The organism is Pseudomonas fildesensis (assembly GCF_001050345.1).
In the GTDB taxonomy this organism is placed as follows: domain Bacteria; phylum Pseudomonadota; class Gammaproteobacteria; order Pseudomonadales; family Pseudomonadaceae; genus Aquipseudomonas; species Aquipseudomonas fildesensis.
This window is the reverse complement of record NZ_LFMW01000003.1, coordinates 123,734-149,515: the sequence shown is the minus strand read 5'-3', so window position 1 is coordinate 149,515 and position 25,782 is coordinate 123,734. Positions and strand designations below refer to the sequence as shown.

Annotated in this window: 23 protein-coding genes; 6 read left to right on the top strand and 17 right to left on the bottom strand. The window is 55.7% G+C overall.

Annotated features, from left to right (window positions below):
- Positions 1 to 189: 189 nt before the first annotated feature.
- The 3 genes from ACR52_RS31055 to ACR52_RS28915 are packed head-to-tail and all read left to right on the top strand — an operon-like array spanning position 190 to position 4,456.
- The gene (locus ACR52_RS31055; protein WP_048721851.1) at positions 190 to 1,152 is read left to right on the top strand and encodes a PDDEXK family nuclease; all 963 of its coding nucleotides are present in this window, start codon (positions 190 to 192) and stop codon (positions 1,150 to 1,152) included.
- The gene (locus tag ACR52_RS06160) at positions 1,149 to 3,146 is read left to right on the top strand and encodes a hypothetical protein (RefSeq protein ID WP_048721849.1); all 1,998 of its coding nucleotides are present in this window, start codon (positions 1,149 to 1,151) and stop codon (positions 3,144 to 3,146) included. The genes ACR52_RS31055 and ACR52_RS06160 overlap by 4 nt, the downstream gene beginning before the upstream one ends.
- Positions 3,143 to 4,456 carry an AAA family ATPase gene (locus ACR52_RS28915; protein ID WP_053221237.1) on the top strand — a complete coding sequence of 438 codons (1,314 nt, stop codon included), beginning with the start codon at positions 3,143 to 3,145 and terminating at the stop codon, positions 4,454 to 4,456. The genes ACR52_RS06160 and ACR52_RS28915 overlap by 4 nt, the downstream gene beginning before the upstream one ends.
- A gap of 20 nt (positions 4,457 to 4,476) precedes the next feature.
- On the opposite strand, the gene ACR52_RS30185 is transcribed toward ACR52_RS28915, so the two are convergent.
- The 17 genes from ACR52_RS30185 to mnmG all read right to left on the bottom strand — a co-directional run bounded on the left by ACR52_RS30185 (position 4,477) and on the right by mnmG (position 21,229).
- Positions 4,477 to 5,364 (bottom strand): TniQ family protein, encoded by an 888-nt coding sequence (locus ACR52_RS30185; protein WP_161799287.1) that lies wholly within the window; start codon positions 5,362 to 5,364, stop codon positions 4,477 to 4,479.
- Between the two features lie 148 nt (positions 5,365 to 5,512).
- Complete coding sequence (gene glmS, locus ACR52_RS06150) at positions 5,513 to 7,345, bottom strand: glutamine--fructose-6-phosphate transaminase (isomerizing) (protein ID WP_048721846.1); 1,833 nt, start codon at positions 7,343 to 7,345, stop codon at positions 5,513 to 5,515.
- Between the two features lie 10 nt (positions 7,346 to 7,355).
- Complete coding sequence (locus tag ACR52_RS06145; protein WP_048721843.1) at positions 7,356 to 8,123, bottom strand: DeoR/GlpR family DNA-binding transcription regulator; 768 nt, start codon at positions 8,121 to 8,123, stop codon at positions 7,356 to 7,358.
- Positions 8,124 to 8,252: 129 nt separating this feature from the next.
- Positions 8,253 to 9,620 carry a bifunctional UDP-N-acetylglucosamine diphosphorylase/glucosamine-1-phosphate N-acetyltransferase GlmU gene (glmU, locus tag ACR52_RS06140; protein WP_048721841.1) on the bottom strand — a complete coding sequence of 456 codons (1,368 nt, stop codon included), beginning with the start codon at positions 9,618 to 9,620 and terminating at the stop codon, positions 8,253 to 8,255.
- A 123-nt stretch (positions 9,621 to 9,743) separates the two neighbouring features.
- Positions 9,744 to 10,160, bottom strand: a complete 417-nt coding sequence (locus ACR52_RS06135; RefSeq protein ID WP_048721839.1) for a F0F1 ATP synthase subunit epsilon — start codon at positions 10,158 to 10,160, stop codon at positions 9,744 to 9,746.
- A gap of 44 nt (positions 10,161 to 10,204) precedes the next feature.
- The gene (gene atpD / locus ACR52_RS06130) at positions 10,205 to 11,584 is read right to left on the bottom strand and encodes a F0F1 ATP synthase subunit beta (protein ID WP_048721836.1); all 1,380 of its coding nucleotides are present in this window, start codon (positions 11,582 to 11,584) and stop codon (positions 10,205 to 10,207) included.
- 27 nt (positions 11,585 to 11,611) lie between these two features.
- The gene (gene atpG, locus ACR52_RS06125; protein ID WP_048721833.1) at positions 11,612 to 12,472 is read right to left on the bottom strand and encodes a F0F1 ATP synthase subunit gamma; all 861 of its coding nucleotides are present in this window, start codon (positions 12,470 to 12,472) and stop codon (positions 11,612 to 11,614) included.
- A 50-nt stretch (positions 12,473 to 12,522) separates the two neighbouring features.
- Entirely contained in the window at positions 12,523 to 14,067 is a 1,545-nt protein-coding gene (gene atpA / locus ACR52_RS06120) for a F0F1 ATP synthase subunit alpha (RefSeq protein WP_048721831.1), read from the bottom strand.
- Between the two features lie 21 nt (positions 14,068 to 14,088).
- Entirely contained in the window at positions 14,089 to 14,625 is a 537-nt protein-coding gene (locus ACR52_RS06115; protein WP_048721830.1) for a F0F1 ATP synthase subunit delta, read from the bottom strand.
- 12 nt (positions 14,626 to 14,637) lie between these two features.
- Positions 14,638 to 15,108 carry a F0F1 ATP synthase subunit B gene (locus ACR52_RS06110; RefSeq protein ID WP_048721828.1) on the bottom strand — a complete coding sequence of 157 codons (471 nt, stop codon included), beginning with the start codon at positions 15,106 to 15,108 and terminating at the stop codon, positions 14,638 to 14,640.
- Positions 15,109 to 15,164: 56 nt separating this feature from the next.
- On the bottom strand, positions 15,165 to 15,422 hold the full coding sequence (gene atpE, locus ACR52_RS06105) for a F0F1 ATP synthase subunit C (RefSeq protein ID WP_002555987.1): 258 nt from the start codon (positions 15,420 to 15,422) through the stop codon (positions 15,165 to 15,167).
- Between the two features lie 133 nt (positions 15,423 to 15,555).
- Positions 15,556 to 16,425 carry a F0F1 ATP synthase subunit A gene (atpB, locus tag ACR52_RS06100; protein ID WP_048721757.1) on the bottom strand — a complete coding sequence of 290 codons (870 nt, stop codon included), beginning with the start codon at positions 16,423 to 16,425 and terminating at the stop codon, positions 15,556 to 15,558.
- 16 nt (positions 16,426 to 16,441) lie between these two features.
- Positions 16,442 to 16,849: a F0F1 ATP synthase subunit I gene (locus ACR52_RS06095; protein ID WP_048721755.1), complete on the bottom strand. Its 408-nt coding sequence runs from the start codon at positions 16,847 to 16,849 to the stop codon at positions 16,442 to 16,444.
- Between the two features lie 148 nt (positions 16,850 to 16,997).
- On the bottom strand, positions 16,998 to 17,870 hold the full coding sequence (locus ACR52_RS06090) for a ParB/RepB/Spo0J family partition protein (RefSeq protein WP_048721752.1): 873 nt from the start codon (positions 17,868 to 17,870) through the stop codon (positions 16,998 to 17,000).
- 9 nt (positions 17,871 to 17,879) lie between these two features.
- Complete coding sequence (locus ACR52_RS06085; RefSeq protein WP_005792605.1) at positions 17,880 to 18,677, bottom strand: ParA family protein; 798 nt, start codon at positions 18,675 to 18,677, stop codon at positions 17,880 to 17,882.
- Positions 18,678 to 18,695: 18 nt separating this feature from the next.
- Complete coding sequence (gene rsmG / locus ACR52_RS06080; RefSeq protein ID WP_048721745.1) at positions 18,696 to 19,340, bottom strand: 16S rRNA (guanine(527)-N(7))-methyltransferase RsmG; 645 nt, start codon at positions 19,338 to 19,340, stop codon at positions 18,696 to 18,698.
- The gene (gene mnmG / locus ACR52_RS06075) at positions 19,337 to 21,229 is read right to left on the bottom strand and encodes a tRNA uridine-5-carboxymethylaminomethyl(34) synthesis enzyme MnmG (RefSeq protein WP_048721742.1); all 1,893 of its coding nucleotides are present in this window, start codon (positions 21,227 to 21,229) and stop codon (positions 19,337 to 19,339) included. The genes rsmG and mnmG overlap by 4 nt, the downstream gene beginning before the upstream one ends.
- Before the next feature lie 543 nt (positions 21,230 to 21,772).
- Here mnmG and ACR52_RS06070 point away from each other — a divergent pair.
- From ACR52_RS06070 to ACR52_RS06060, 3 genes are all read left to right on the top strand, one after another.
- The gene (locus ACR52_RS06070; RefSeq protein WP_048721740.1) at positions 21,773 to 22,276 is read left to right on the top strand and encodes a sigma-70 family RNA polymerase sigma factor; all 504 of its coding nucleotides are present in this window, start codon (positions 21,773 to 21,775) and stop codon (positions 22,274 to 22,276) included.
- The gene (locus ACR52_RS06065; RefSeq protein ID WP_048721739.1) at positions 22,276 to 23,220 is read left to right on the top strand and encodes a FecR domain-containing protein; all 945 of its coding nucleotides are present in this window, start codon (positions 22,276 to 22,278) and stop codon (positions 23,218 to 23,220) included. Before ACR52_RS06070 ends, ACR52_RS06065 begins: the two co-directional genes overlap by 1 nt.
- Before the next feature lie 90 nt (positions 23,221 to 23,310).
- Positions 23,311 to 25,749 carry a TonB-dependent siderophore receptor gene (locus ACR52_RS06060; RefSeq protein WP_048721738.1) on the top strand — a complete coding sequence of 813 codons (2,439 nt, stop codon included), beginning with the start codon at positions 23,311 to 23,313 and terminating at the stop codon, positions 25,747 to 25,749.
- The last annotated feature ends 33 nt before the right edge of the window (positions 25,750 to 25,782 follow it).

Genomic DNA, 25,782 nt, shown 5'->3' with positions numbered 1-25,782 from the left:
GGACCCCTGACACGATCATTGTCTATCCGCATGCGCAGGGCGTCAAGCTCTGCCGGTTCCCCTCATCCCTAGAAAAGTGAAATCCGCGTGCCGAAAGGCAGCGCGGCGTATGCGTACGACTGTTGTACGTATTACCTCAGTTAGGCCACCTGCTGCTGGCTTAACCAAGTGGCATGGGTATGGATAACAATGATTTCTCAAAAAACTCTCACTCGAATTAGGAATCGCCAGGGTAACTTCCGCTGGGGTGATGACTACTTACCCGCGATATTCGCAGTACCTGGCGAGGCGCCTAAGGGATCACGGGTTTGCCGGCTTAACAGCCGGAAGCTTGAGCGTGCGCTTCATCTGCTCTCCATTCCTGAACGTGTATTTACCCAGCTGGCTCTGTTCCATCCAGCTGTCTTCGATATTCACGAACAGAAGCTGCTTCATCCGCAAGCGCACGTCCACCCGCTGCATGGTCACCCACTAGCACAAGGAGCCAGCCTCAAACCGCTAGCTGGCACGCTAGCCATCGCAAACCATATCGGCATGGACCACGCAAAGGTGGTAGTCGAAACCTCAAGCGGCGAGCGCAAGTGGGCAGCGTACCCCTACCTCGGAGACTTGCTGATCTACCTCAATGCTCCAGGCGCAGCACCGTATGCAGTTAACTGGAACATTAAGTTATCGAAATACGACTTCATGGAAAAACGGAGGTCTTCGTTAAAATCGCTTGCGACGAGGCGCAAGGATCGTCAACTTGCTGAACTGCGGCTCCGCTTAGAGGAAGAGTATTATTTAAGCGCGGGAATCAGAACAGTAAATTTATCACTTGATGAGATTGATCCGATTGTAGTGGCAAATTTGGATCAAGTTTTTGGTGCGCACGACCGTCCACTGGATTTGAATCCTCAGTTGCTAGAGGACTTTAGCCAGCAAGTGCATAACGATTTCATCTGCGGTCGTCCCCTCGCGCCAGTCGCTATAGCGTTTGGAAAAAAATGGGGTAACCGGGATCAGTTTCTCGCACGTATCTATCAAGATATCTGGGATCGAAATCTAGCTGTCGATCTATTTCAATATATTCAAATCGATCAACCGCTTGAACATGCGCGGTACGATGTGATTGAGCATTACCGATCATTCTTCTCGGAAACTGCTCAATGATGACGGGATCTCGACTCAGTGCGCCTGAAGGCTGCGGTGAGCTGGTCAATGGAGTGGCCTATCACTTCCTCATAAGCGACGGCGGGAGCAACCGAGTTCGGTTGGTCGAGTTCGACGAGCGTGGAACGCGTGCCACCCTAGTTACTATGTCACGGCTGCGCTTCGAAGCCGCGCTCGAAGCAGGTGAGCTCGTTGAGATGGACGTGCAGGCCCATCCACCCTGGCTCGACGAAGCTGCTGGCATTGAAAACTCGTGGAGAGAGAGCCGCCGTGTCAATCCGAAAGAGCGATACGAGGATAAGGTGAACCGACGCTTACTGGCCATAGCTGAGCTGGTGCCTAGGTCAGCGGAAATTCTGGCATCCGACAATCCAGAAGCAATCATCAACGCACACGCGAAAAACTATGAGCCTAAGCAGCATCCGGGGAGGCTACGGTTGTGGTTTTTCAGCTACTTGGTGTTTGGCAAATCAAAATGGGCGCTCCTACCCAGCTTGCACAGAATCGGCACTTGGGACAGAAGTAATAAGATAGTGAAGAAGCTTGGCCGCCCCCCGCGCTTTGGAAAAAATAGCGGGTTTCCCATTACACCCGAAATGAAAGAAAAAATTCTGAAAGGATTTCTGGAGTTTAAACGGGCGCACAAGACTCAAGATGACATTTATGGAGCTGCTCTCCGAAAGACTTTCGGGTGCCAAGTTCGTGAAGGTATGAGGGGCCGAGAGTTCTTTCATCCTGAGGGTAAGTCTTTTCCTAGCCCATTTCAATTTTGGGATTGGGTCAAAAAACAAACTGATCCCGCATCGCTCGCCCGCGATTTAAAAGGACCGAGCTCGGCCCGAGCAAGATCGGGCGACAAGGGAAGCTTTTCTGCGCAGCTATGTAATTTAAATCAGCTCGTCGAGTATGACGGCTTTTATCCGAGCGAGAAGATCTCTGGAATTATTGAAGGCGCTGCTCTAGACGCTTTTTGCGTTGTAAGAGCGGTCTGTGTTGTATCTGGGGCCATCGTTGGTATTGGATTCGCTAAAGGGCGTGAAAGCATGGAAGCGTATCGAATGGCCTTATTCTCTGCAGCAGTCGATAAGGTCAAATACTGTGAATTGTTTGGGGTTACGATCACACCCGATCAATGGCCAAGTGTTGGACTGTCCAGCAGACTGGTCTTCGACAGAGGTCCAGCTGCACATATGGAGGCCGAGGAAGCAATTGAATGGCTAAGCCGCCTTGAATTGACCCCCGTTCATTCTGGACAATCCAAAGCAACGGTAGAGTCATCGCATCCTAGGGATAAGCAAACTAATGATCAAGCCTCCTACATTCATAGCGGACTCAATCTAGTGGAAATGGCACGCCGGGAAGTCCGTAGAACAATAAAAGATAACGAGACCTCCGACGCAAAGTCCCATATGACAGAAGAAATGTGGCTTCAGGAATTCGCTCCGACCCCACTGAATGTTTGGAAGTATCTAGACGAAAGAGGACGTAATAGCGGGAGTTTGATGCCCTTCGAGCAAGCGGTCAGAGAGTTTTTGATTCCACTCCCCGCAACAATCCGCAATGACGGAGTGTATTTTTATGGCCGAAAATACAACTCAAGATCATTAATTGACACTGGTGTATTTGATAGGATAGCGCGCAACGGCGTGATTCGCGTCAAAGCCTACAGTATCACCATGTGTGTACGTCATATATGGATTGAGATTGAAGGTGAATTATTCGAACTCAGCTTCGTCTACACCGCAAGCACAAAGCCAGGAAGCGCCGACATTTCGCTTGAAGACCTCCAGGTAATAAATGAAGCTCGACTACGTGCGCAAGCAATTCGACGCCATGAAAAGGTAGCTATTGAACAACAGCATAAGACAACCTTTGAAGAAGAAACCGGAAAAGATTGGGACGCTGGAGTTAAGAAACTGGGGCGCCCCTCAAAGGACTCTATCGCTCAACGTGACTTAGAAGATCAAAAGCGCCTGATGGGAATAAAGTCATGATTAGCCTTATGACATCTCGCTTCGACGGTTTGACGAACATAAATCATCTTCGCGAGACTATTACAACCCGTCCCGCACCTGTTAGCGACCTAGACTGCATAGAACCTAATCTGGCAGCAGAACTTTTTGCTGGCGTACTAAGGGAAATTTTCATTCCCAATAAATTTACCATTGAGTTCATTGCAGAGGTGGTAGGTAGGGCAGCCGCTCACTCAGCCATGAACTTCGACACTGAAAACCATTATGTCAATAGAATGTACTACCCATCTTCTGGTGAGGTATTTCCCATCTGTCTAACCGGCTTAGCAGGTGTAGGTAAAACCGAAACGATTAATGCGTTACGACGCGTAATGCCCGGCCCAGCTGAAATAGAAGTTGGCCATTATCAAAAGCCGCATACCGTTTACTCTCACTGGTACGCGAGCGCTCGCGGCAAAGCATCTGGTAAGCAACTTCTAATGAATTTCCTGGGCCATGAAGGCTCGACACGGGAAAACGTTGCGAACCTGCTGCACAGATGTCAACAGCGCGCTAATCAGGACGGTATATCGTTGGCAGTACTTGAGGAAATGCAGCATGTAAATACCGGACAAGGTGCCGCCAAGGTAACGGACCTCCTTCTAACCATGTCTGGTCTGAATATACCGATGGTTTTTGTATCGAATTATAGCTTAATTCATAAACTTCTTAGACGTAACAGCGAGGATAGACAGCGCTTGTTATCAGAGCCAAGAGTGATGCTTCCAGATGCACCAGACTCGAAGCCTTGGGCCGAATACATAAGCGAATGCATAGCCGCCAGCAATGGGCGAATTCGCGCCAACGTCGAGGACCTAGCAAGAGAAGTCTATCGCGGCAGTTTTGGAATCAAGCGGCTCGCAGTGCAGCTCTTAAAGCTTTCTTACTTAGAAGCTAGGAACTCGAGTCGCATGTGGATCGGTCTTGAAGATGTGCACCGCGCTTACAGTTCAAGCTCCTACTTTTCTCATCGGGATGACGTGGAGGAACTGGAGCGCCAAGCTATTCAAAAAAATAAGGCTAGTCGTTTAGATCTACGCTGCCCATTCGGTACACCAATTCGATCCAATGTAATTCAGTTTGCTAGGAAGGATCGTGACAATCGTGCAGCTCGAGCCGTATTCGAGGGCGCACTGACACCGACTGAGCGGGAAACACACAAAAAGCTTAAGCTGGACTCCGACGCAAGCCCCCCAAGCACTAAGCGCCGTAAGCGCCCCAGCATCGAAAAGCCAACGGATGAAAGCTTATTGGATGCATTCAATGAAATCTTTGATCCAAAGGTCGATTAGGATTCGTAACACCATGGCTCTTATTCACCTACTGCATGCATAGAATCGTCTATGCAGCGCACCAAGCCACCTCTCTGACGAATATCATCCACTAACGATCCGAAACTCCCATACAAGGTTGATATTACGTGTATCAATTCTTTGCTATAACGATGATCTGGCCTGTAATCTGAGTCAAGTCTCGGAATACAGAACCTGAAAAACTCTAGTTGAGACTTAATTACTTCTAATTCTTCTTCTGAAATTGCTTCACTAGATGCCATTTCTATGGCCTTTTCTTTAAGATGCTGAGTTACTTCATCACGTAAAAGATAAAATCTTGATCGCCCTATTTCTTCGTGTATTTTTGAATAGGTTTGCTCCCTGGCATCGCTATTTATTATCTCGCGGAATTCATAGACGTGACGCCCTTTACATCCTTTCCATAAAAGGGAATAGCCATATCCATGGTCGTGTATTTCAATGCTCTTTTTACAAACTGGGCATTTTTTTAGTAGAACGACATTATGCTTGGCACACACATTCACGTAGCGATGATCTCTCCTCCAGTACGCAAATCCTATCGATTCTATATCTTCTTTGACGCACGCAATGCAGAAAGCAGGTCGTACATCTTCGGTTTCAAACCTTGTTGTACTCGATAGATACTTGCTTCCTGAATAACCTACCTGGGAAGCTTGTCGGAAAAGTGCGAGTTGAGGGTAACTGGTATGGTCGTGCAGGAGACGATTAAAACCGTAACAATTGTCACTGCCTATAACCGCAGCGATTACGCGGATTGCTGATGCCCTCATGTAGAAGCGCGAGATTTGCTTGAGACTGATTGCTGAGGGGGCTTGCGAATCCAGATAGATATGCCGCTCCAAAAAGGAACGCAAGGACTCGTTGGGCTGGATGGTAAGGAGCAAGGGCGAGCGCCTCGGAATTCTGTAAGGCAGGTATGGCCAGAAGCAATAAAGTCGTTTGGAGCCCCTAGAGGCTCCAAAACGAGACAGTTTTTAATACTTTGAGACAGTTTTTAATCCTGAAGATCAGAGTCTCCAGGCAGTTGCCGCGTTACTCCACCGTCACTGACTTCGCCAGGTTGCGCGGCTGGTCAACGTCAGTGCCCTTGAGCACGGCCACGTAGTACGACAGCAACTGCAGCGGGAGGGTGTAGAGGATCGGCGACAGGGTGTCGTGGATGTGCGGCATGTTGATGACGTGGGTGCCTTCGGCGTTGGTCATGCCGGCTTTCTCGTCGGCGAAGACGATCAATTGGCCGCCACGCGCGCGCACTTCCTGCAGGTTGGACTTGAGCTTTTCCAGCAGTTCGTTGTTCGGCGCCACGGTGACCACGGGCATGTCGTCATCCACCAGGGCCAACGGGCCGTGTTTGAGCTCACCGGCCGGGTAGGCTTCGGCGTGGATGTACGAGATCTCCTTGAGCTTCAAAGCCCCTTCCATCGCTACCGGGTACTGTGCGCCACGGCCGAGGAACAGGGTGTGGTTCTTGTCGGCGAACAGCTCGGCGACTTTTTCCACGGTGGCGTCCATGGCCAGGGCTTCGCCCAGGCGGGTGGGCAGGCGACGCAGTTCTTCCACCAGGGTGGCTTCGACGCCGGCAGCCAATGTGCCGCGCACCTGGCCCAGGGACAGGGTCAGCAGCAACAGGCCGACCAGCTGGGTGGTGAAGGCTTTGGTGGAGGCCACGCCGATTTCGCGACCGGCCTGGGTCAGCAGGGTCAGGTCGGACTCACGCACCAGCGAGCTGATGCTGACGTTGCAGATTGCCAGGCTAGAGAGGAAGCCAAGTTCCTTGGCGTTGCGCAGTGCGGCCAGGGTGTCGGCGGTTTCGCCGGACTGGGAGATGGTCACGAACAGGGTGTCGGGCTGCACCACCACCTTGCGATAGCGGAATTCGCTGGCGACTTCGACCTGGCACGGGATGCCTGCCAGCTCTTCCAGCCAGTAACGGGCAACCATACCGGCGTGGTAGCTGGTACCGCAGGCGACGATTTGCACATTGCGTACTTTGGCGAACAATTCGGCGGCTTGCGGGCCGAAAGCGTTGACCAGCACCTGGTTCTGGCTCAGGCGACCTTCCAGGGTGCGTTGCACAACGGCGGGCTGCTCGTGGATTTCCTTGAGCATGAAGTGGCGAAACTCGCCCTTGTCGGCGGCTTCGGCACCGTCGCGGTATTGCACGGCTTCGCGCTCGACGGAGTTACCATTGATGTCCCAGATCGCCACGCTTTCACGGCGGATGTCAGCGATGTCGCCTTCTTCCAGGTACATGAAGCGGTCGGTGACCTGGCGCAGCGCCAGTTGGTCGGAGGCAAGGAAGTTTTCCCCCAGGCCCAGGCCGATCACCAGCGGGCTGCCACTGCGGGCAGCAACCAGACGGTCAGGTTGGCTGGCGCTGATTACGGCCAAGCCGTAAGCGCCGTGCAGTTCCTTGACCGTGGCCTTTAGGGCGGTGGCCAGGTCGCTGTGGTCCTTGAGCTTGTGGTTAAGCAGGTGGGCGATGACTTCGGTGTCGGTGTCCGAGGTGAACACGTACCCCAGGCCCTTGAGTTGCTCACGCAGCACTTCGTGGTTTTCGATGATGCCGTTGTGCACCACCGCTAAGTCACCGGAGAAATGCGGGTGAGCGTTGCGTTCGCACGGCGCACCGTGGGTGGCCCAACGGGTGTGGGCGATGCCCAGACGGCCAACCAGCGGCTCACCGGCCAGGGCCTGGTCCAACTCGCTGACCTTGCCCGGGCGACGCACGCGCTCAAGCTCGCCGGCGTTGGTGAAAACCGCCACGCCGGCGCTGTCGTAGCCGCGGTATTCCAGGCGCTTGAGGCCTTCGATCAGGATGGCAGTAACGTTGCGTTCAGCGACTGCGCCAACAATTCCACACATGGTATTTCTCCTAGATGATTGCCGCGCATATCAGCGTAATGCCGCGGGCTTGGATCTGGTCGCGGGCCTCAAGCGGCAGGCGATCATCAGTAATCAGGGTATGGACGCTGCTCCAGGGCAGTTCCAGGTTGGGGATCTTGCGGCCAATCTTGTCAGATTCGACCATCACCACCACTTCGCGGGCGACTTCGGCCATGACGCGACTCAGGCCCAGCAACTCATTGAAGGTCGTGGTACCGCGCTGCAGATCGATGCCGTCGGCGCCGATGAACAGTTGATCAAAGTCGTAGGACCGTAGGACTTGCTCGGCGACCTGGCCCTGGAACGAGTCCGAATGCGGGTCCCAGGTGCCGCCGGTCATCAACAGCACCGGTTCGTGTTCCAGTTCACTCAGGGCTCGCGCCACATGCAGGGAATTGGTCATCACCACCAGGCCGGGCTGCGGGCCCAGCTCGGGGATCATGGCGGCGGTGGTGCTGCCGCTGTCGATGATGATGCGGGCGTGTTCGCGCAAACGCATCACGGCGGCACGCGCGATGGCGCGTTTGTAGGCCGAGATGGGCTGGGCTGGGTCGCCGACCAGTTCCTGGGGCATGGTGATCGCGCCACCGTAGCGGCGCAGGAGCAAGCCGTTGCTTTCGAGGGCGGCCAGGTCCTTGCGGATGGTCACTTCCGAAGTTTCGAAACGCTTGGCCAATTCGTCCACACTGACTTCGCCCTGTTCATTGAGCAAGGTCAGAATGTTGTGGCGTCGTTGGGGCGTATTTCGTTTCGACATGGTGATGGTAAGTTTCGTTTCGAAAGATAACGAAGGCAATCAAAACCTATTGGTGGAAAATCGTCAATACGCGCGCATAAAAAAACCTGTTGGGGGAAGCCAACAGGTTTTTCCGGAGTTGTGGATAACTCAGCTCTTTTTGATTTTGACTGGGCGTTTCCAGCCGTCGATGTTGCGCTGGCGGGCTCGGGCCACGGCCAGTTGGGACTTATCCACATCCTGGTTGATGGTTGAACCGGCAGCCGTATTCGAGCCATCGCCAATGGTCACGGGGGCAATCAGCGAATTATTGGAGCCGATGAATACGTCTTCACCAATAGTCGTCTGATACTTGTTCGCGCCATCGTAGTTACAGGTGATCGCGCCGGCGCCAATATTGCTGCGGGCACCGATCACCGCATCACCGAGGTAGGCCAGGTGGCCTGCTTTGGCGTCGTCACCCATCACGGCGTTTTTCAGTTCGACGAAATTACCAACATGAGCCCTGGAACCCAACACGGTGCCGGGACGAAGACGCGCGAACGGGCCGGCATCACTGCCCTCGCCCATCACCGCGCCGTCGATATGGCTGTTGGCCTTGACCACTACACCCTTGCGCAGGGTGCTGTCCTTGATCACGCAGTTCGGGCCAATCACCACATCGTCTTCGATGATCACACGGCCTTCGAGGATCACGTTGATATCGATCAGCACATCACGGCCAACGCTGACTTCACCCCGCACATCGAAGCGTGCCGGGTCACGCAGAGTCACGCCCAGGGCCATCAGGCGGCGACCTTCGCGCATCTGATAGTGACGCTCCAGTTCGGCCAGCTGCTTGCGGTCATTGGCGCCCTGCACTTCCATCGGATCGTGGGGCTGCTCGGTGGCGACCAGCAGGCCATCACTCACGGCCATTTCGATGACGTCGGTGAGGTAGTACTCGCCCTGGGCGTTGTTGTTGGACAGACGGCTCATCCAGTCAGCGAGGCGATCAGCCGGTACCGCGAGAATCCCGGTGTTGCCTTCGGTGATGGCGCGCTGGGCTTCGCTGGCGTCCTTGTGTTCGACGATGGCGGCGACCTTGCCTACGGCATCGCGCACGATGCGGCCGTAACCGGTAGGGTCGTCCAGTTCAACGGTAAGCAGGCCCATCTGGCCAGGCACCACATGCTTGAGCAGGCGTTGCAGGGTTTCCACTTCAATCAGCGGTACGTCGCCGTAGAGGATCAGCACGGTGTCGGCGGTGATGAACGGCACAGCTTGCGCGGTGGCGTGGCCGGTACCCAGTTGCTTGTCTTGCAATACGAAATTCAGGTCATCCGCGGCCAGGCGTTCACGCACCACATCCGCACCGTGGCCAATGACCACGTGAATGCGTTTCGGGGCCAATTGCCGGGCGCTGTGGATAACGTGGCCAAGCATGGAGTTGCCCGCTACCGGGTGCAGCACTTTGGGCAGGGCCGAACGCATACGGGTGCCCTGGCCTGCGGCGAGAATGACGATTTCAAGAGACATGAATGGCTACCAATCCTGGGCGGTCCGACTTCAGACCAAAGAAGTGTTTTGCTAAAAAAGAAAAAGGGTAGCCGAGGCTACCCTTTTTAATCAATCACACATGAAGTTTGTCGGCGTGGCCGCTTACTTCTTGCGGATCTGCTGGAGCGTGCGCAGCTGAGCTGCGGCTTCGGCCAGACGTACAGCAGCAGCGCTGTAGTCGAAGTCCGCACCTCTTTCGTTCAGGGCCTTCTCGGCAGCCTTGACGGCGTCCTGAGCAGCGGCTTCATCCAGGTCGCCAGCACGTTGCACGGTGTCGGCAAGTACCTTGACCATGTTCGGCTGAACCTCGAGGAAACCACCGGAGATGTAAAACACCTCCCTTTCCCCGCCCAGCTTGGTCAGAGTAATCGGGCCAGGCTTCAGGGACGTAATCAATGGCGCGTGGCCAAAGTTAATACCCAGATCACCCAGCTCGCCGTGTGCAATGACACTTTCAATCTGACCGGAGAAAATTTCCCCTTCCGCGCTGACGATATCGCAATGGAATGTCATAGCCATCTGATTGCCTCAACCTGATTAGCGCCCGTTGCCGGGCGCCGGGATTACAGTTTCTTGGCTTTCTCGATCGCTTCTTCGATGCCGCCGACCATGTAGAACGCTTGTTCTGGCAAGTGGTCGTAGTCACCGTTGAGGATGCCTTTGAAGCCAGCAATGGTGTCTTTCAGGGAAACGTATTTACCCGAAGCACCGGTGAAGACTTCAGCCACGAAGAACGGCTGCGACAAGAAGCGCTGGATCTTACGAGCACGGTTTACCAACTGCTTGTCGGCTTCCGACAGCTCGTCCATACCCAGGATCGCAATGATGTCCTTCAGTTCTTTGTAACGCTGCAGCACGTACTGAACGCCGCGAGCGGTGTCGTAGTGCTCCTGGCCGATCACGTTCGGGTCCAGCTGGCGCGAAGTCGAGTCGAGTGGATCGACCGCTGGGTAGATACCCAGGGAAGCGATGTCACGGGACAGAACGACGGTGGCGTCCAAGTGGGCGAAGGTGGTCGCTGGCGACGGGTCGGTCAAGTCATCCGCAGGTACGTATACCGCTTGGATCGAAGTGATCGAACCTTCCTTGGTCGAAGTGATACGTTCTTGCAGAACGCCCATCTCTTCAGCCAGGGTCGGCTGGTAACCTACTGCCGAAGGCATACGGCCCAGCAGTGCGGATACTTCAGTACCGGCCAGGGTGTAACGGTAGATGTTGTCGACGAACAGCAGAACGTCGTTACCTTCGTCACGGAACTTCTCGGCCATGGTCAGGCCAGTCAGTGCTACGCGCAGACGGTTACCCGGCGGCTCGTTCATCTGACCGTAAACCAGTGCCACTTTGTCCAGAACGTTGGAGTCCTTCATCTCGTGGTAGAAGTCGTTACCCTCACGAGTACGCTCACCCACACCGGCGAACACGGAATAACCGCTGTGCTCGATGGCGATGTTACGGATCAGTTCCATCATGTTTACGGTTTTGCCTACACCGGCACCACCGAACAGACCGACTTTACCGCCTTTGGCGAACGGGCAAACCAGGTCGATAACCTTGATGCCGGTTTCCAGCAGATCGTTGCCGCCAGCTTGTTCGGCGAACGAAGGTGCTGGACGGTGGATGCCCCAGCGCTCTTCGGTGTCGATCGGGCCAGCTTCGTCGATCGGGTTGCCCAGAACGTCCATAATCCGGCCCAGGGTCGCTTTACCGACTGGTACCGAGATGGCAGCGCCAGTGTCAGTGACTTCCAGACCGCGCTTCAAGCCCTCGGTGGAACCCATTGCAATGGTACGAACCACGCCGTCGCCCAGCTGCTGCTGAACTTCCAGAGTGGTGCCGGCATCGCTTTGGACTTTCAAAGCGTTGTAGATGCTCGGTACGCTGTCGCGTGGGAATTCCACGTCGATAACGGCGCCGATGATTTGAACGATACGTCCGCTACTCATAGCTGGATCCTCTGAATATTTGAACCGTTAAACCGCGGCAGCGCCGCCGACGATTTCCGAGATCTCTTGGGTGATCGCAGCCTGACGCGCCTTGTTGTAGATCAGTTGCAAATCACTGATCAGGTCACCGGCGTTGTCGGTAGCGTTTTTCATCGCGATCATCCGCGCAGCTTGTTCAGCCGCGTTGTTCTCGACCACCGACTGGTAAACCTGCGACTCCACGTAGCGCACCATCAAGCCGTCAAGCAGCTCTTTGGCGTCTGGTTCGTAGAGGTAGTCCCAGTGGTGCTTGAGTTCCTGATCCGCGGTCGCCACCAATGGAATCAACTGCTCCACGGTAGGCTGCTGAGTCATGGTGTTGATGAACTTGTTGGATACCACGGACAGGCGGTCAATCCGGCCTTCCAGGTACGCATCCAACATCACCTTGACGCTGCCGATCAAATCATTGATCGACGGTTCTTCACCCAGGTGGCTGATAGCTGCAACGACGTTACCGCCGAAGTTACGGAAAAAGGCCGCACCCTTGCTACCAACAACACACAGATCGATCTCGACGCCGTTTTCGCGGTTTACCGCCATGTCCTTGACCAGGGCCTTGAACAGGTTGGTATTCAAACCACCGCACAAACCACGGTCACTGCTCACTACCACATAACCCACACGCTTGACTTCGCGGTCGATCATGAACGGGTGGCGGTATTCCGGGTTGGCGTTGGCCAAATGCCCAATTACCTGGCGGATACGCTCCGCATAAGGACGGCTAGCAGCCATGCGCATTTGTGCCCTGCGCATTTTGCTGACCGCCACTTTTTCCATGGCGCTGGTAATCTTTTGCGTGCTTTTGATGCTCGCAATCTTACTGCGAATCTCTTTTGCGCCTGCCATGTAACACCTATCAGGTTAGCAAGCGGGAGCCTTGCGACTCCCGCTGCGGCTTACCAGGTTTGGGTGGCCTTGAACTTCTCGATACCGGCTTTCATGCCAGCGTCGATATCGTCATTGAAGTCACCCTTCACGTTGATCTTCGCCATCAATTCGGCGTGATCGCGGTTGAAGTAAGCAATCAGCGCTTGTTCAAAGCTGCCGACCTTGGCGATTTCAACGTCGGTCAGGAACCCACGCTCAGCGGCATACAGCGACAACGCCATGTCAGCGATCGACATTGGGGCGTATTGCTTCTGCTTCATCAGCTCGGTAACGCGCTGACCATGCTCAAGTTGCTTACGGGTCGCTTCGTCCAGGTCAGAAGCAAACTGGGCGAATGCCGCCAGTTCACGGTACTGAGCCAGAGCGGTACGGATACCACCGGAGAGCTTCTTGATGATCTTGGTCTGAGCGGCACCACCCACACGGGATACCGAAACACCGGCGTTCACTGCAGGGCGGATGCCCGAGTTGAACATGGCCGATTCCAGGAAGATCTGACCGTCGGTGATGGAAATCACGTTGGTCGGAACGAACGCGGAAACGTCGCCAGCCTGGGTTTCGATGATCGGCAGTGCAGTCAGGGAACCGGTTTTGCCGGTCACTGCGCCTTTGGTGAACTTCTCTACGTACTCTTCCGAAACGCGGGATGCGCGCTCAAGCAGACGGGAGTGGAGATAGAACACGTCGCCTGGGTACGCTTCACGGCCTGGTGGACGGCGCAGCAGCAGGGAAATCTGGCGGTAAGCCACTGCTTGCTTGGACAGATCGTCATAAACGATCAGCGCGTCTTCACCGCGGTCGCGGAAGAATTCACCCATGGTGCAACCGGAGTACGGTGCCAGGAATTGCAGCGCAGGAGATTCCGAAGCACTGGCAGCCACGATGATCGTGTTGGCCAGGGCGCCGTTTTCTTCCAGCTTGCGAACCACGTTGGCGATGGTCGATTGCTTCTGACCAATGGCTACGTAGACGCAGAAAATGCCGCTGTTCTTCTGGTTGATGATCGCGTCGATCGCCAGAGCGGTTTTACCGATCTGACGGTCACCGATGATCAGCTCACGCTGGCCACGGCCGACAGGGATCATGGCATCGACAGCCTTGTAGCCAGTCTGTACAGGCTGGTCTACCGACTTACGCCAGATCACGCCTGGAGCAACTTTCTCGACCGCGTCGGTCTCGGTGTTGCCCAGTGGACCTTTGCCGTCAACAGGGTTACCCAGTGCGTCGACTACGCGACCCAGCAGTTCCTTACCAACCGGAACCTCCAGGATGCGGCCGGTGCACTTGGCGCTCATGCCTTCAGCCAGACTGGTGTACGCGCCCAATACAACGGCACCTACGGAGTCTTGCTCCAGGTTGAGGGCCATACCGTAGACGCCGCCCGGAAACTCGATCATCTCGCCGTACATTACGTCGGCCAGACCGTGAATCCGCACGATGCCGTCAGATACGCTGACGACAGTGCCTTCGTTACGGGCTTGGGAGGTCACATCGAGCTTGTCGATGCGGCCCTTGATAATTTCACTTATTTCGGAAGGATTGAGTTGCTGCATTGCTCTGCTGCCCCTTCAAACTCAAGATTTCAATGCTTCGGCAAGTTTCGCGATTTTGCCGCGAATCGAGCCATCGATAACCAGGTCGCCGGCGCGGATAACGACACCACCAATCAGGGATGCGTCCTCCGTAGCTTGCAGGCGCACTTCCCGATTGAGTCGTGCACTGAGAACCTTGGCGAGTTTGTCTTGCTGTTCTTGGTTCAATGCGAAAGCACTGGTCACTTCAACGTCTACCGATTTCTCTTCTTCAGCCTTGTACAGGTCGAACAGAGCGGCGATCTCCGGCAGAAGCAGGAGGCGGTCGTTTTCGGCAACGACGTGGATGAAGTTCTGCACTTTCACATCAAACTTGTCGCCGCACACTTCAATAAAAGTGGCGGCCTTGTTTGCGCTCGTCAGGCGCGGGGCCTTGAGCACGCGCTGCATGGTGTCGTCTTGCGACACTGCTGCAGCCAGGCCGAGCATGGCTGACCAAGAGGCCAGTTGCTGGTGGGCCTGGGCGTGCTCGAAGGCTGCCTTGGCGTAAGGTCGGGCCAACGTGGTCAGTTCTGCCATGATCGCCCTCGCTTAAATTTCAGCAGCCAGTTTATTAACCAGCTCCGCGTGCGCGTTTTGATCGATTGTGGCACCGAGGATCTTCTCAGCACCGCCGACCGCCAGAGCACCCAGTTGGGCACGCAGCGCGTCTTTGACGCCGTTCAGTTCCTGTTCGATCTCGGCATGAGCCGAAGCCTTCACACGGTCAGCTTCGACGCGGGCTTTATCAACAGCCTCTTCGACGATCTGGTTACCGCGTTTCTTGGCTTGCTCAATGATTTCAGCTGCCTGTGCTTTAGCTTCGCGCAGTTGATGACCCGCTTTCTCTTGGGCCAACTCCAGGTCGCGAGCTGCACGGCTGGCAGCGTCCAAACCATCCGCGATCTTCTTCTGACGTTCGTGCAAAGCCGCGATGACCGGAGGCCACACGAACTTCATGCAAAACACTACAAAAATGAAGAACGCAACGGATTGGCCAATCAGGGTTGCATTAATGTTCACGCCAACACCTCGCTCATTCGTTGTCCATCACCCTAATCACTCGAAAAGTCGAGTGATTAGCCAGCGAGTTGACCAACGAAGGGGTTCGCGAAGGTGAAGAACAGAGCAATACCAACGCCGATCATGGTCACGGCGTCGAGCAGGCCGGCGACGATGAACATTTTAACTTGCAGCATTGGGACCATTTCTGGCTGACGCGCGGCGCCTTCCAGGAATTTGCCGCCCAGCAGGCCGAAACCAATGGCAGTACCCAGGGCGCCCAGGCCGATCAACAGTGCAACAGCGATAGCGGTTAGACCAACTACAGTTTCCATCTTTCCTCCCGACTTTTACGTCGTATGGTTTAGGTTTTTTAGATTTTAAAGCGGTAAAACAAATCGTTTCATAGCCCTGGTGGGCCACCTTCCCGTTTCACCGGGAAGGACATCAGACTAGTCGAGACTGGCCTTAATGGTTCTCTTCGTGCGCCATCGACAGGTAGACGATGGTCAGCATCATGAAGATGAAGGCCTGCAGGGTGATGATCAGGATGTGGAACACAGCCCACGCCCACTGCAGAACCACGCCCAGGCCGCTAAGCCAGAGCAGACCACTGCCGAACATCACAGCGATCAGAATGAACACCAGCTCGCCGGCATACATGTTGCCGAACAGTCGCAGAGCCAGGGAAATAGGCTTGGCGATCAGTGTGACGAATTCCAGCAGGAAGTTCACCGGGATCAGCAGGGCTTGAACGAAGATGTTCTTGCTGCCGAACGGGTGCAGGGTCAGTTCGCCGATGAAGCCGCCGATGCCCTTGACCTTGATGCTGTAGAAAATGATCAACGCGAACACCGACAGGGCCATGCCCAGGGTGGCGTTAGGGTCCGTGGTGGAAACGGCACGGAATGGAATATGAGCATCGCCGGTGATCAGGATGGCCAACTGAGGAATCCAGTCGACCGGTACCAGGTCGACAGCGTTCATCAGGAACACCCAGACGAAGATGGTCAGCGCCAGCGGTGCAATCACCGGGCTACGGCCATGGAAGCTGTCTTTCACGCTGCCATCGACGAATTCGACCAATACTTCAACGAAGTTCTGCAAGGCACCTGGCTGACCGGAAGTCGCCTTCTTCGCCGCCATGCGGAAAATCAGGACGAAGATCAGACCCAGTGCGACCGACCAACCCAGAGTATCCAGGTGGAAAGCCCAGAAGCCCATTTCTTTGGCCTCTGCTGCGGTGTGGGCGAAGCCCCAGCCGCCGTTGGGAAGCTGACCGAAGGTCAGGTTCTGCAAGTGGTGCTGGATATAGCCCGAAGCGGTTGTTTCTGCCATGGTTGCCTCAAACGCCCTAAGGTTTCGAAAGTCTTGTTTTCATTAGCAGGGGAGCGAACCAGCTAACCAGTTGGGTCAACACGAAGACGCCGAATACAGCCAGCGGCGCCAATGGCTTCACACCTGCAAAGGTCAGTGCGAACAGCACTGCCGTCAAAATCAGTTTCCCCGCCTCGCCGGCATAAAAAGACCGGACGATAGCCTGGGCTGCTCGGGCGCCGGAAAACCGAAAGGCCCTGTGAGCAAAATACATATTGGGCAGCAAGGCTATCAGGCCTCCGCAAAGTCCTGAATACCCGGCTACGACTCCATGCCAATACCAAAGCGCCAATGCGGCGATCAGTACGATGACAAATTGAGCCAATAAAACCGGGAAAACGGCCAAGCGATGGAACGGCAACCTGTTTGGCGTGCGGGTTTCCATCACTCTTGCTCCTCAATGGTCGGCTGCCGGAAATCAATAACTTGGCATAATTTGTGCCGACAAAATGCGCGCAGAGTATAGGGGCGGTTCTGCCCCTATTCAACTGTCGGGTAGTGATTTCCGATCACACGCTACATGAGCAAATGTTTCAGCGGATGTGGGCAAGGACGCCCTGAAGCTCATCAAGCGAGTTATATCCGATGACCAATTGGCCTTTACCTTTCTTCCCGTGTCGAATTTGCACCGCAGAGCCCAGGCGCTCGGCCAGGCGCTGCTCAAGACGCGCGATATCCGGATCAGGTTTGGCCGTTTCGACCGGTGCAGGTTTGCCGCTAAGCCACTGGCGAACCAGTGCTTCAGTCTGGCGAACTGTGAGACCTCGTGCGACAACGTGTCGCGCCCCTTCAACCTGTTGATTTTCCGGCAAACCGAGCAAGGCACGGGCATGACCCATTTCCAGGTCGCCGTGGGACAGCATGGTCTTGATCACTTCCGGCAGCGCTATCAGACGCAGCAAGTTCGACACAGTGACGCGGGATTTACCCACCGCATCGGCCACTTGTTGCTGGGTCAGCTGGAATTCGTGCTGCAAACGCTGCAAGGCGATCGCTTCTTCGATGGGATTGAGGTCTTCACGCTGGATGTTCTCGATCAGCGCCATGGCGATAGCGGTTTCATCCGACACATCGCGCACCATCGCCGGGATGGTCTCCTTGCCAGCCTGCTGGCTGGCGCGCCAGCGGCGCTCACCGGCGATGATCTCAAAGCGGCCAGCGCCAATCGGGCGTACCACGATCGGCTGCATCACGCCCTGGGCCTTGATCGAATTGGCCAGTTCTTCCAGCGCCTGGGGGTCCATGTCCCGCCGTGGCTGGTATTTGCCGCGCTGGATCAGGTCCAGCGGCAGGTGCTGCAGCTCGCGCTCGTCAGCCTGCACCGCTTGTTCTTCAAGGGTCGTGACAGTCGGACCACTCAGCAGTGCATCCAGTCCACGTCCGAGACCTCGTTTCTTGACGGCCATGGGGATTCCTTAAGTTGGCTGGGCTGCAGCGGTGCGTGAGTTGCGGCGTTGACGGCGAACCATCTCGCCGGCCAAGGCCAGGTAGGCAATGGCGCCACGCGATGATTTGTCGTACGCCAACGCGGGCATGCCATAGCTTGGCGCTTCGGCCAGGCGGATGTTGCGTGGAATCACGGTGTCGTACAGCTGGTCGCCAAAGTGCTCCTTGAGCTGCGCCGACACATCGTTCATCAGGCTCAGGCGCGGGTCATACATGGTCCGCAGCAGGCCTTCGACTTTCAGGTTCGGGTTGAGCAATTCCGCAATACGCTTGATGTTATCCACAAGGTCACTCAACCCTTCGAGGGCGAAGTACTCGCACTGCATGGGGATAATCACCCCATCAGCAGCCACCAATGCGTTGAGCGTGAGCATCGACAGCGACGGTGGGCAGTCGATCAAAATGTAGTCGTAGTTCTCGCGGATAGGCGCCAAGGCACTGCGCAGACGGCTTTCTTTCATCTGCATTTCCAGCAGCACCACTTCCGCCGCGGTCAAATCGCGGTTGGCCGGCAGCAGTTGATAACCGCCATGCTCGGAGTAGTGCATGGCCTGGGCCAGGTCGCACTCGCCGATCAGCAAGTCGTAGACCGAGTTTTCCAGGCCGTGTTTATCCACACCGCTACCCATGGTGGCGTTGCCCTGTGGATCGAGATCGATCAACAGCACCCTGCGCTTGGTCGCGACCAGGGATGCTGCGAGGTTGATGCAGGTGGTGGTTTTGCCCACGCCACCTTTCTGGTTCGCTATCGCGAATACCTTAGCCATTCTTGCTTGTGTTCCCAATCATGCCGTGCGGCGCAGTATCAGCAGATGGCGTTGGCCTTGGCAACCGGGTACGGCCAAGGCGTGTTCGCTATCGAGGTGGAAGTCTGCCGGCAATGCTAACAGCTCGTCGCTTGGATGAACGCCCTTCATTGCCAGCCAACGAGTATCGCGGTCGCCCAGGTGGCGGGTCCAGTTGCTGAAGTTCTCCATGCTGCTGAAGGCCCTGGAAACAATTCCGTTGAACGGTTCTTCAGGCGTGAAGGCTTCGACGCGGCTGTGGATAACTTGCAAGTTGTCCAGCTTGAGTTCGAGTTTGACCTGGGTCAGGAAGCGGGTTTTTTTGCCGTTGCTGTCCAGGCAGGTCACTTGCGACTCGGGAAACAGGATGGCCAACGGAATCCCTGGCATGCCCCCGCCGCTGCCTACATCGAGCCAACGGCCGTTTTCGATAAACGGCATCACGCTCAAACTGTCGAGCAAGTGACGCGAGACCATTTCGTTGGGATCGCGCACCGCCGTCAGGTTGTAAGCCTTGTTCCATTTGATCAACAGGGCCAGGTAGCCCAGCAGCAAGTCGTGCTGGGCTTCGGTCAAGTTCACGCCCAATTGGCGTGCACCTGTGGATAACTCTTCGGCGTGTTGCGAGGTGACCAACGAACTCAAGCGCTTTGCTCCAACTGACGGCCCGCGCCGCGTTTTTTCAAATGAATCATCAACAGCGAAATGGCTGCCGGGGTGACACCGGGAATACGTGAAGCCTGGCCCAGGGTTTCGGGGCGAGTTATCCCCAGCTTGCTTTGAATCTCTTTCGACAGCCCGGAAATACCGGTGTAGTCGATATCCACAGGCAGCTTGGTGTCTTCACTGGAGCGCAGGCGAGCGATCTCATCCTGCTGGCGGTCAATGTAACCGGCGTACTTGGTCTTGATTTCGACTTGTTCGGCAACCTGTGGATCGTCTGCGCCGCCGCCGGTCACCTCGACCAGACCTGCGTAGTCGATTTCCGGACGGGACAGCAGGTTCAGCAGGTTGTACTCGTGGGTCAGCGGCGTGCCGAATTTTTCGGCAATCGCATCGCCCTGCTCGGTGCCCGGGCGAACCCAGGTACTTTTCAGGCGTTGCTCTTCCAGCGTGATGCTTTCGCGTTTTTTGCAGAAAGCTTCCCAGCGTGCGTCATCGACCAGACCCAGTTCGCGACCTTTTTCGGTCAGGCGCAGGTCGGCGTTGTCTTCGCGCAGGATCAGGCGGTATTCGGCCCGGGATGTGAACATCCGGTACGGTTCCTGAGTCCCCAGGGTAATCAAGTCGTCAACCAATACGCCGATGTACGCCTCATCGCGACGCGGGCACCAGCTGTCTTTGCCCTGTGCCCGCAATGCGGCGTTGGTCCCGGCCAGCAAACCCTGGGCGCCGGCTTCTTCGTAACCGGTGGTGCCGTTGATTTGCCCGGCGAAGAACAGACCGGCAATCACTTTGGTTTCCAGGCTGTATTTCAGGTCACGCGGGTCGAAGTAGTCGTACTCGATGGCGTAGCCCGGGCGCACGATGTGCGCGTTTTCCATGCCCCGGATCGATTGCACGATCTGGATTTGCACATCGAACGGCAGGGAAGTGGAAATCCCGTTCGGGTACAGCTCGTGGGTGGTCAAGCCTTCTGGTTCGATGAAGACCTGGTGGCTTTCCTTGTCGGCAAAGCGGTGGATCTTGTCTTCGATCGACGGGCAATAACGCGGGCCAATACCTTCGATCACCCCGGAATACATCGGCGAACGGTCGAGGTTTGCGGCAATGATTTCGTGTGTACGGGTGTTGGTGTGGGTAATCCAGCAGCTCACCTGTTTTGGGTGCTGCTCCTTGGAGCCCATGAACGACATCACTGGAATCGGCGTATCACCGGCTTGCTCGGTCATCACCGAAAAATCCACTGAACGGCCATCGATACGCGGCGGCGTACCGGTTTTCAAGCGACCTACCCGTAGCGGCAATTCACGCAGGCGTTTTGCCAAGGCAATCGACGGCGGATCACCGGCGCGGCCGCCGGAATAGTTCTGCATACCGATGTGGATAAGCCCGCCGAGGAAAGTACCGGTGGTCAACACAACGGATTCTGCCAAGAAACGCAGGCCCATTTGGGTGACAACACCGCGTACCTGGTCTTGTTCGACGATCAGATCATCGGCCGCTTGTTGAAATATCCACAGGTTCGGCTGGTTTTCCAGGGTTTCACGCACCGCCGCCTTGTACAGGATGCGGTCAGCTTGTGCCCTCGTGGCACGCACGGCCGGGCCTTTGCGGCTGTTAAGCACGCGAAATTGGATGCCACCCTTGTCGGTGGCCATCGCCATGACACCGCCAAGGGCATCGATTTCCTTGACCAGATGGCTTTTGCCGATCCCACCGATGGCGGGGTTGCAACTCATGGCGCCGAGGGTTTCCACGTTGTGCGTCAGCAACAGGGTTTTTACGCCCATGCGTGCTGACGCCAGTGCTGCCTCGGTACCGGCATGACCGCCGCCGATGACGATCACTTCAAAACGGGAAGGGAAATCCACCACGCACCTCGTGCCTGCTTATGTAGGTAATTAGGAATTGATTGGTTGAGCTGGTTTTAGAGCTTTGGCGGCAAGTATAGGGACTTAGCCCTTCCTAAAGAACCCTTTGCACAAAATTTAACCAGCTGTGGATGAATCACGGACAATAGAAATTAAAAGAGAGAAAGTTATTAAATCTTTGTTTTTATGTTTATTTCTACTGAGCATGTTTTCTGTGGATAGATCTCTATAGGCCTCTATTTACAATGTGTACAGAGATTCAAAAGTCTGTGGTCATGTGCCCATGAGCGGGTTGGATAAGTGCCTTAAGCCTGTGGATTAAACAGGTGGTTATCCACAGGTGGGTTTTTACTCAGGTTTTGAGCCCTGTTATCAACTGGGCACAGGGACGGTTATTCACAGGGCTTAATCCACAGAAATACGCGAATACACAGCAAGCCTAGCTACGACAGAACCGCCGAACGCTTCAGATAGAGAACTATTGTGGGAAATCTCCGGGCCAGTTAATAATAGCGATTATCATTAACCTACCTTGTCGTCCCTATGCCCCCTTCACACTCGGCTGCAGTCCAGCACATCTATGAGCAACACCACTCTTGGTTGCACGGTTGGCTTAAAGGCAAATTGCATAACGCCTGCGATGCAGCCGATGTGGCGCACGATACGTTCGTGCGTATTCTGGGCGGGCGCGATGCGGCGCAAATCCTTGAGCCAAGGGACTATCTGGCGACGATAGCCAGGGGTTTGGTCATCGATCGTTATCGTCGGCACGCCATCGAGCAGGCCTACAAGCAGACCTTGGCCGACCGCCCTGAAGCCACTGCGATCAGTGAGGAAGACAAGGCGATCATCATCGAAACCCTGGTGGCTGTGGGCAAGGCGTTGTCTGGCTTGGGCGAACGTACACGGCGGATTTTCATGCTGTCGCAGATTGAAGGTCTGACTTATCAACAGATCGCTGATCAGCTGCAGTTGTCGCTGACCACAGTGAAGAAACACATGATCCGCGCCCTGACTGAATGTTCGCTGATTATGGCAAGCCTGTGATGGCGGCCCCCGATCGCAAGACCTTCGAGGCTGCTGCCAGTTGGTACGTGCAGTTTCAATCGCAACCGCCCACCGCCGCTGAGCGGCATGCCTGGCAACAATGGCTCAATGGCGATCCGTCCCATCAAGCCGCCTGGAATCAGATGGAGCAGTTGCAGCGCAGCCTCGGCTCGCTGCCTCAGAATCTCACCCGACGTGCTTTATCGGCCACGCAGCAACGGCGTCAGGTGCTCAAGTGGATGTTGGTGCTTGGAGGGACCGGTTATCTGGGCTGGAATGTTCAGCAACACACGTCACTGGGTAACGTGTGGGCGGATTATCGCACCCGTGTTGGAGAACGGCGCCGCATCGAACTGGCTGAAGGCACCCGAATTGACCTCAATACCGGTACGGCAATCGATGTGCTGTTCGACGGATACCAGCGTTTGGTCCGTCTGCGTGAGGGTGAGGTACTTATCCACACCGGCAAGTCGGGTGGGCAGACGCCGTTCTATGTCGAAACCCGCGATGGCCGGGTCCAGGCGCTAGGCACCCTGTTTACCGTTCGACAGATGCCGGATTCCACGCGAGTGGGTGTCCTGGAAGACCGTGTCAGCGTTTCGCCCGGTGACACGCCCGCCCGCGACAAATTGCTCAGTGCCGGCGAAAGTGCCGACTTTGACCGGCATACCATCAGTCACAACCAACCTTATCGCCAAACCCAGGCTGCCTGGGTCGACGGCCAAATGATCGTGTTGAATGCCCGGCTTGGGGATGTGATCGATGAACTCGCACGTTACCGTCCGGGTGTACTGCAGTGCGATCCAGCGTCTTCACGCCTGCGGGTTTCAGGCACGTTCCGCCTGGATTCTACCGATGCAGTACTGGCCAATCTGCAGGCCACCCTGCCGATCCAGGTGAAGTACTTCACCCGTTACTGGATCTCGGTGAAGCACATCGGTTGATCGCAAAAATAGTCCATAGGGGGTTATCTTTTTTCTGCCTGATGCGGCCCTACAGGTAATCACGACGCTACCTTCAGGGCTTACTCACCTATGCGCCTTCCCGCCAAGCTTCGCCAGCGACTCTCTTTCCACGGCATGACCTATGGTTTATTGCTGACCACCACAGCCTCGGCCAGTGTTTTTCTGGCGAGTGGTGCCATGGCTGCCAGTACAGTACAGCACTACGCAATTGCCGCAGGCCCGTTGGACGGCGCCTTGAGCCAATTTGCCGCCAAGGCCAATGTGATCCTGTCATTCTCGCCCGAGCAAACTGCGCTGTTGAACACGCCAGGCTTGGAAGGTGATTACTCGGTCGACCAGGGCTTCGTGCTGTTGTTGCAAAATTCGGGATTGCAGGCGGTAATCCAAGCACCCGGCAGCTATGTATTACAGGCGGCGCCTGCCGGGCAACTGACGCTCGCTCCGACTACCGTCAGCACTTATCAACTGGACGGTTTCAATCAAGAGATTGCTGGGGATGTTGGCTACAAGGCGCAAAACAGTCGCATTGGTACCAAGACCAGCACGCCGCTGTCCGAGACCCCGCGTTCGGTATCGGTGGTCACGGGGCAGCGTATCAAAGACCAGAAATCCCAGACCCTTACCGAGGTTTTGGGCTATGTGCCCGGAATCTTCGCACCGCCCTTCGCTGCCGGTGACGGCCTGGCCGGGGATCTGTTCTTCATTCGCGGTTTCAATGCCACCGATTATGGCTACGGCCTGCTACGCGATGGACTCCGGGTGCAAGGCAATCGGTATGACACCACCAGCGAACCCTACGGCCTGGAGCGTGTAGAAATTTTCCGTGGTCCTTCTTCCCTGCTCTACGGCGAGAACGCCCCCGGTGGGTTGGTCAACCTTGTGAGCAAACACCCAACGGCAACACCCCAGGGTGAAGTTCAGTTAGGCTACGGCTCCAATAACCGGCGCCAGCTGGGTGTTGATATCTCGGGCCCGCTCAATGACAGCGGCAATGTACTCGGCCGGATGGTGATGCTTGGCCGCAAGTCCGACACCCAGACCGACCACGTGCCTGATGATCGCCTCTATGTTGCGCCATCCCTGACCTTGAATTTCGACGACTACAACACGCTCACTCTGTTGGCCAATTATCAGAAAGACCATACCAACCTGGAACTCGGCCTACCGGCCGCCGGCACATTGCTCACAAACCCTAACGGCAAGCTCTCCAAGCACACCCTGCTCGGTGATCCGGACTGGAACACTTTCGAGCGTGAAATCTGGAGCGCCGGCTACGAATTCAGCCACAGCTTCAACGACGATTGGCTGTTCCGCCAGAACTCGCGCTATATGCAGTCGCGTATCAACCGCCACGAAACCTGGCCAAGCGCGCTGAATAACCGCGGCTTCCGTACGCAACTGAACATGACTGCCTACGACCGCTACAACAAGTCGATGGTCTACTCCCTGGATAACCAGCTCGAAGGGAAATTCCAGGTAGGCGGTCTGGAAAACACGTTGCTGTTCGGTGCCAGCTACGATCGAACGTCGTTCAACCAGGACTGGGACGCTGGTTTCGCCGGCACCATCAATGTGTATAACCCGGTGTACCTGCGCGACCCTCTTACACCGATAGAGGTGCAAAATACATTACTAGAGCAGCAGATGAAGGGGGTATATGCACAGATCCAGAGCAAGTACGACCACTGGCTGTTCCTGCTGGGTGGCCGTCAGGACTGGGTCGACAGCGATTTCCGCGACAAAGTGAACAAGGCCAGTAACACCGGTTCCGATGATCGCAAGTTCACCTATCAGGGCGGAGTGATGTACCAGTTCGACAACGGCATTACGCCGTATGTCAGCTATTCCACAGCGTTTGTCCCGGTGCAGCAGATTTCCAACGCCGGTTCACCCTTGAAGCCAATCACCAGCAGCCAATATGAAGTGGGCGTGAAGTACGAGCCTATCGGCTGGGACACAGCGATGACACTGTCGGTGTATGACCTGCGCAAACAGGACGACACCTACCTCGATGCCACTACCAACAGCTATCGCCAGGTAGGCGAGAGCCAGGCCAAGGGCGTGGAAGTGGAGGTCAACAGCAACATCACGCCTAACCTGAACGTCACTGCGGCCTACACCTACACCGATGCACGGATTACCAAGGATTCCGCGACGTCGTTGGTGGAAGGGCATCAGATGACTGGCGTTCCACGTAACCAGGCTTCGGTGTGGGGCAAATACCGTTTCCTCGATAGCCAACTCAAGGGACTGTCCTTTGGCGGTGGTATTCGTTATTTCGACAGTACCTTTTCCTATACCCAACCAACGCTGTACGGGAAGTTGGATGCGGGAAGCGTCACCTTGGTGGATGCCGCTGTGGGCTATCAGATCGACAAGCACTGGTCGGTGGACGTGAACGCGAAGAACCTATTCGACAAGGAGTATGTGTCCGGTTGCAACGATGCGGGCCGCTGCTATTGGGGCGACAGCCGTACGCTGCTCGGGACGGTTTCCTACAACTGGTAATGGCCTGAAGCATTAAGGCGTTCTTCAGGCAGC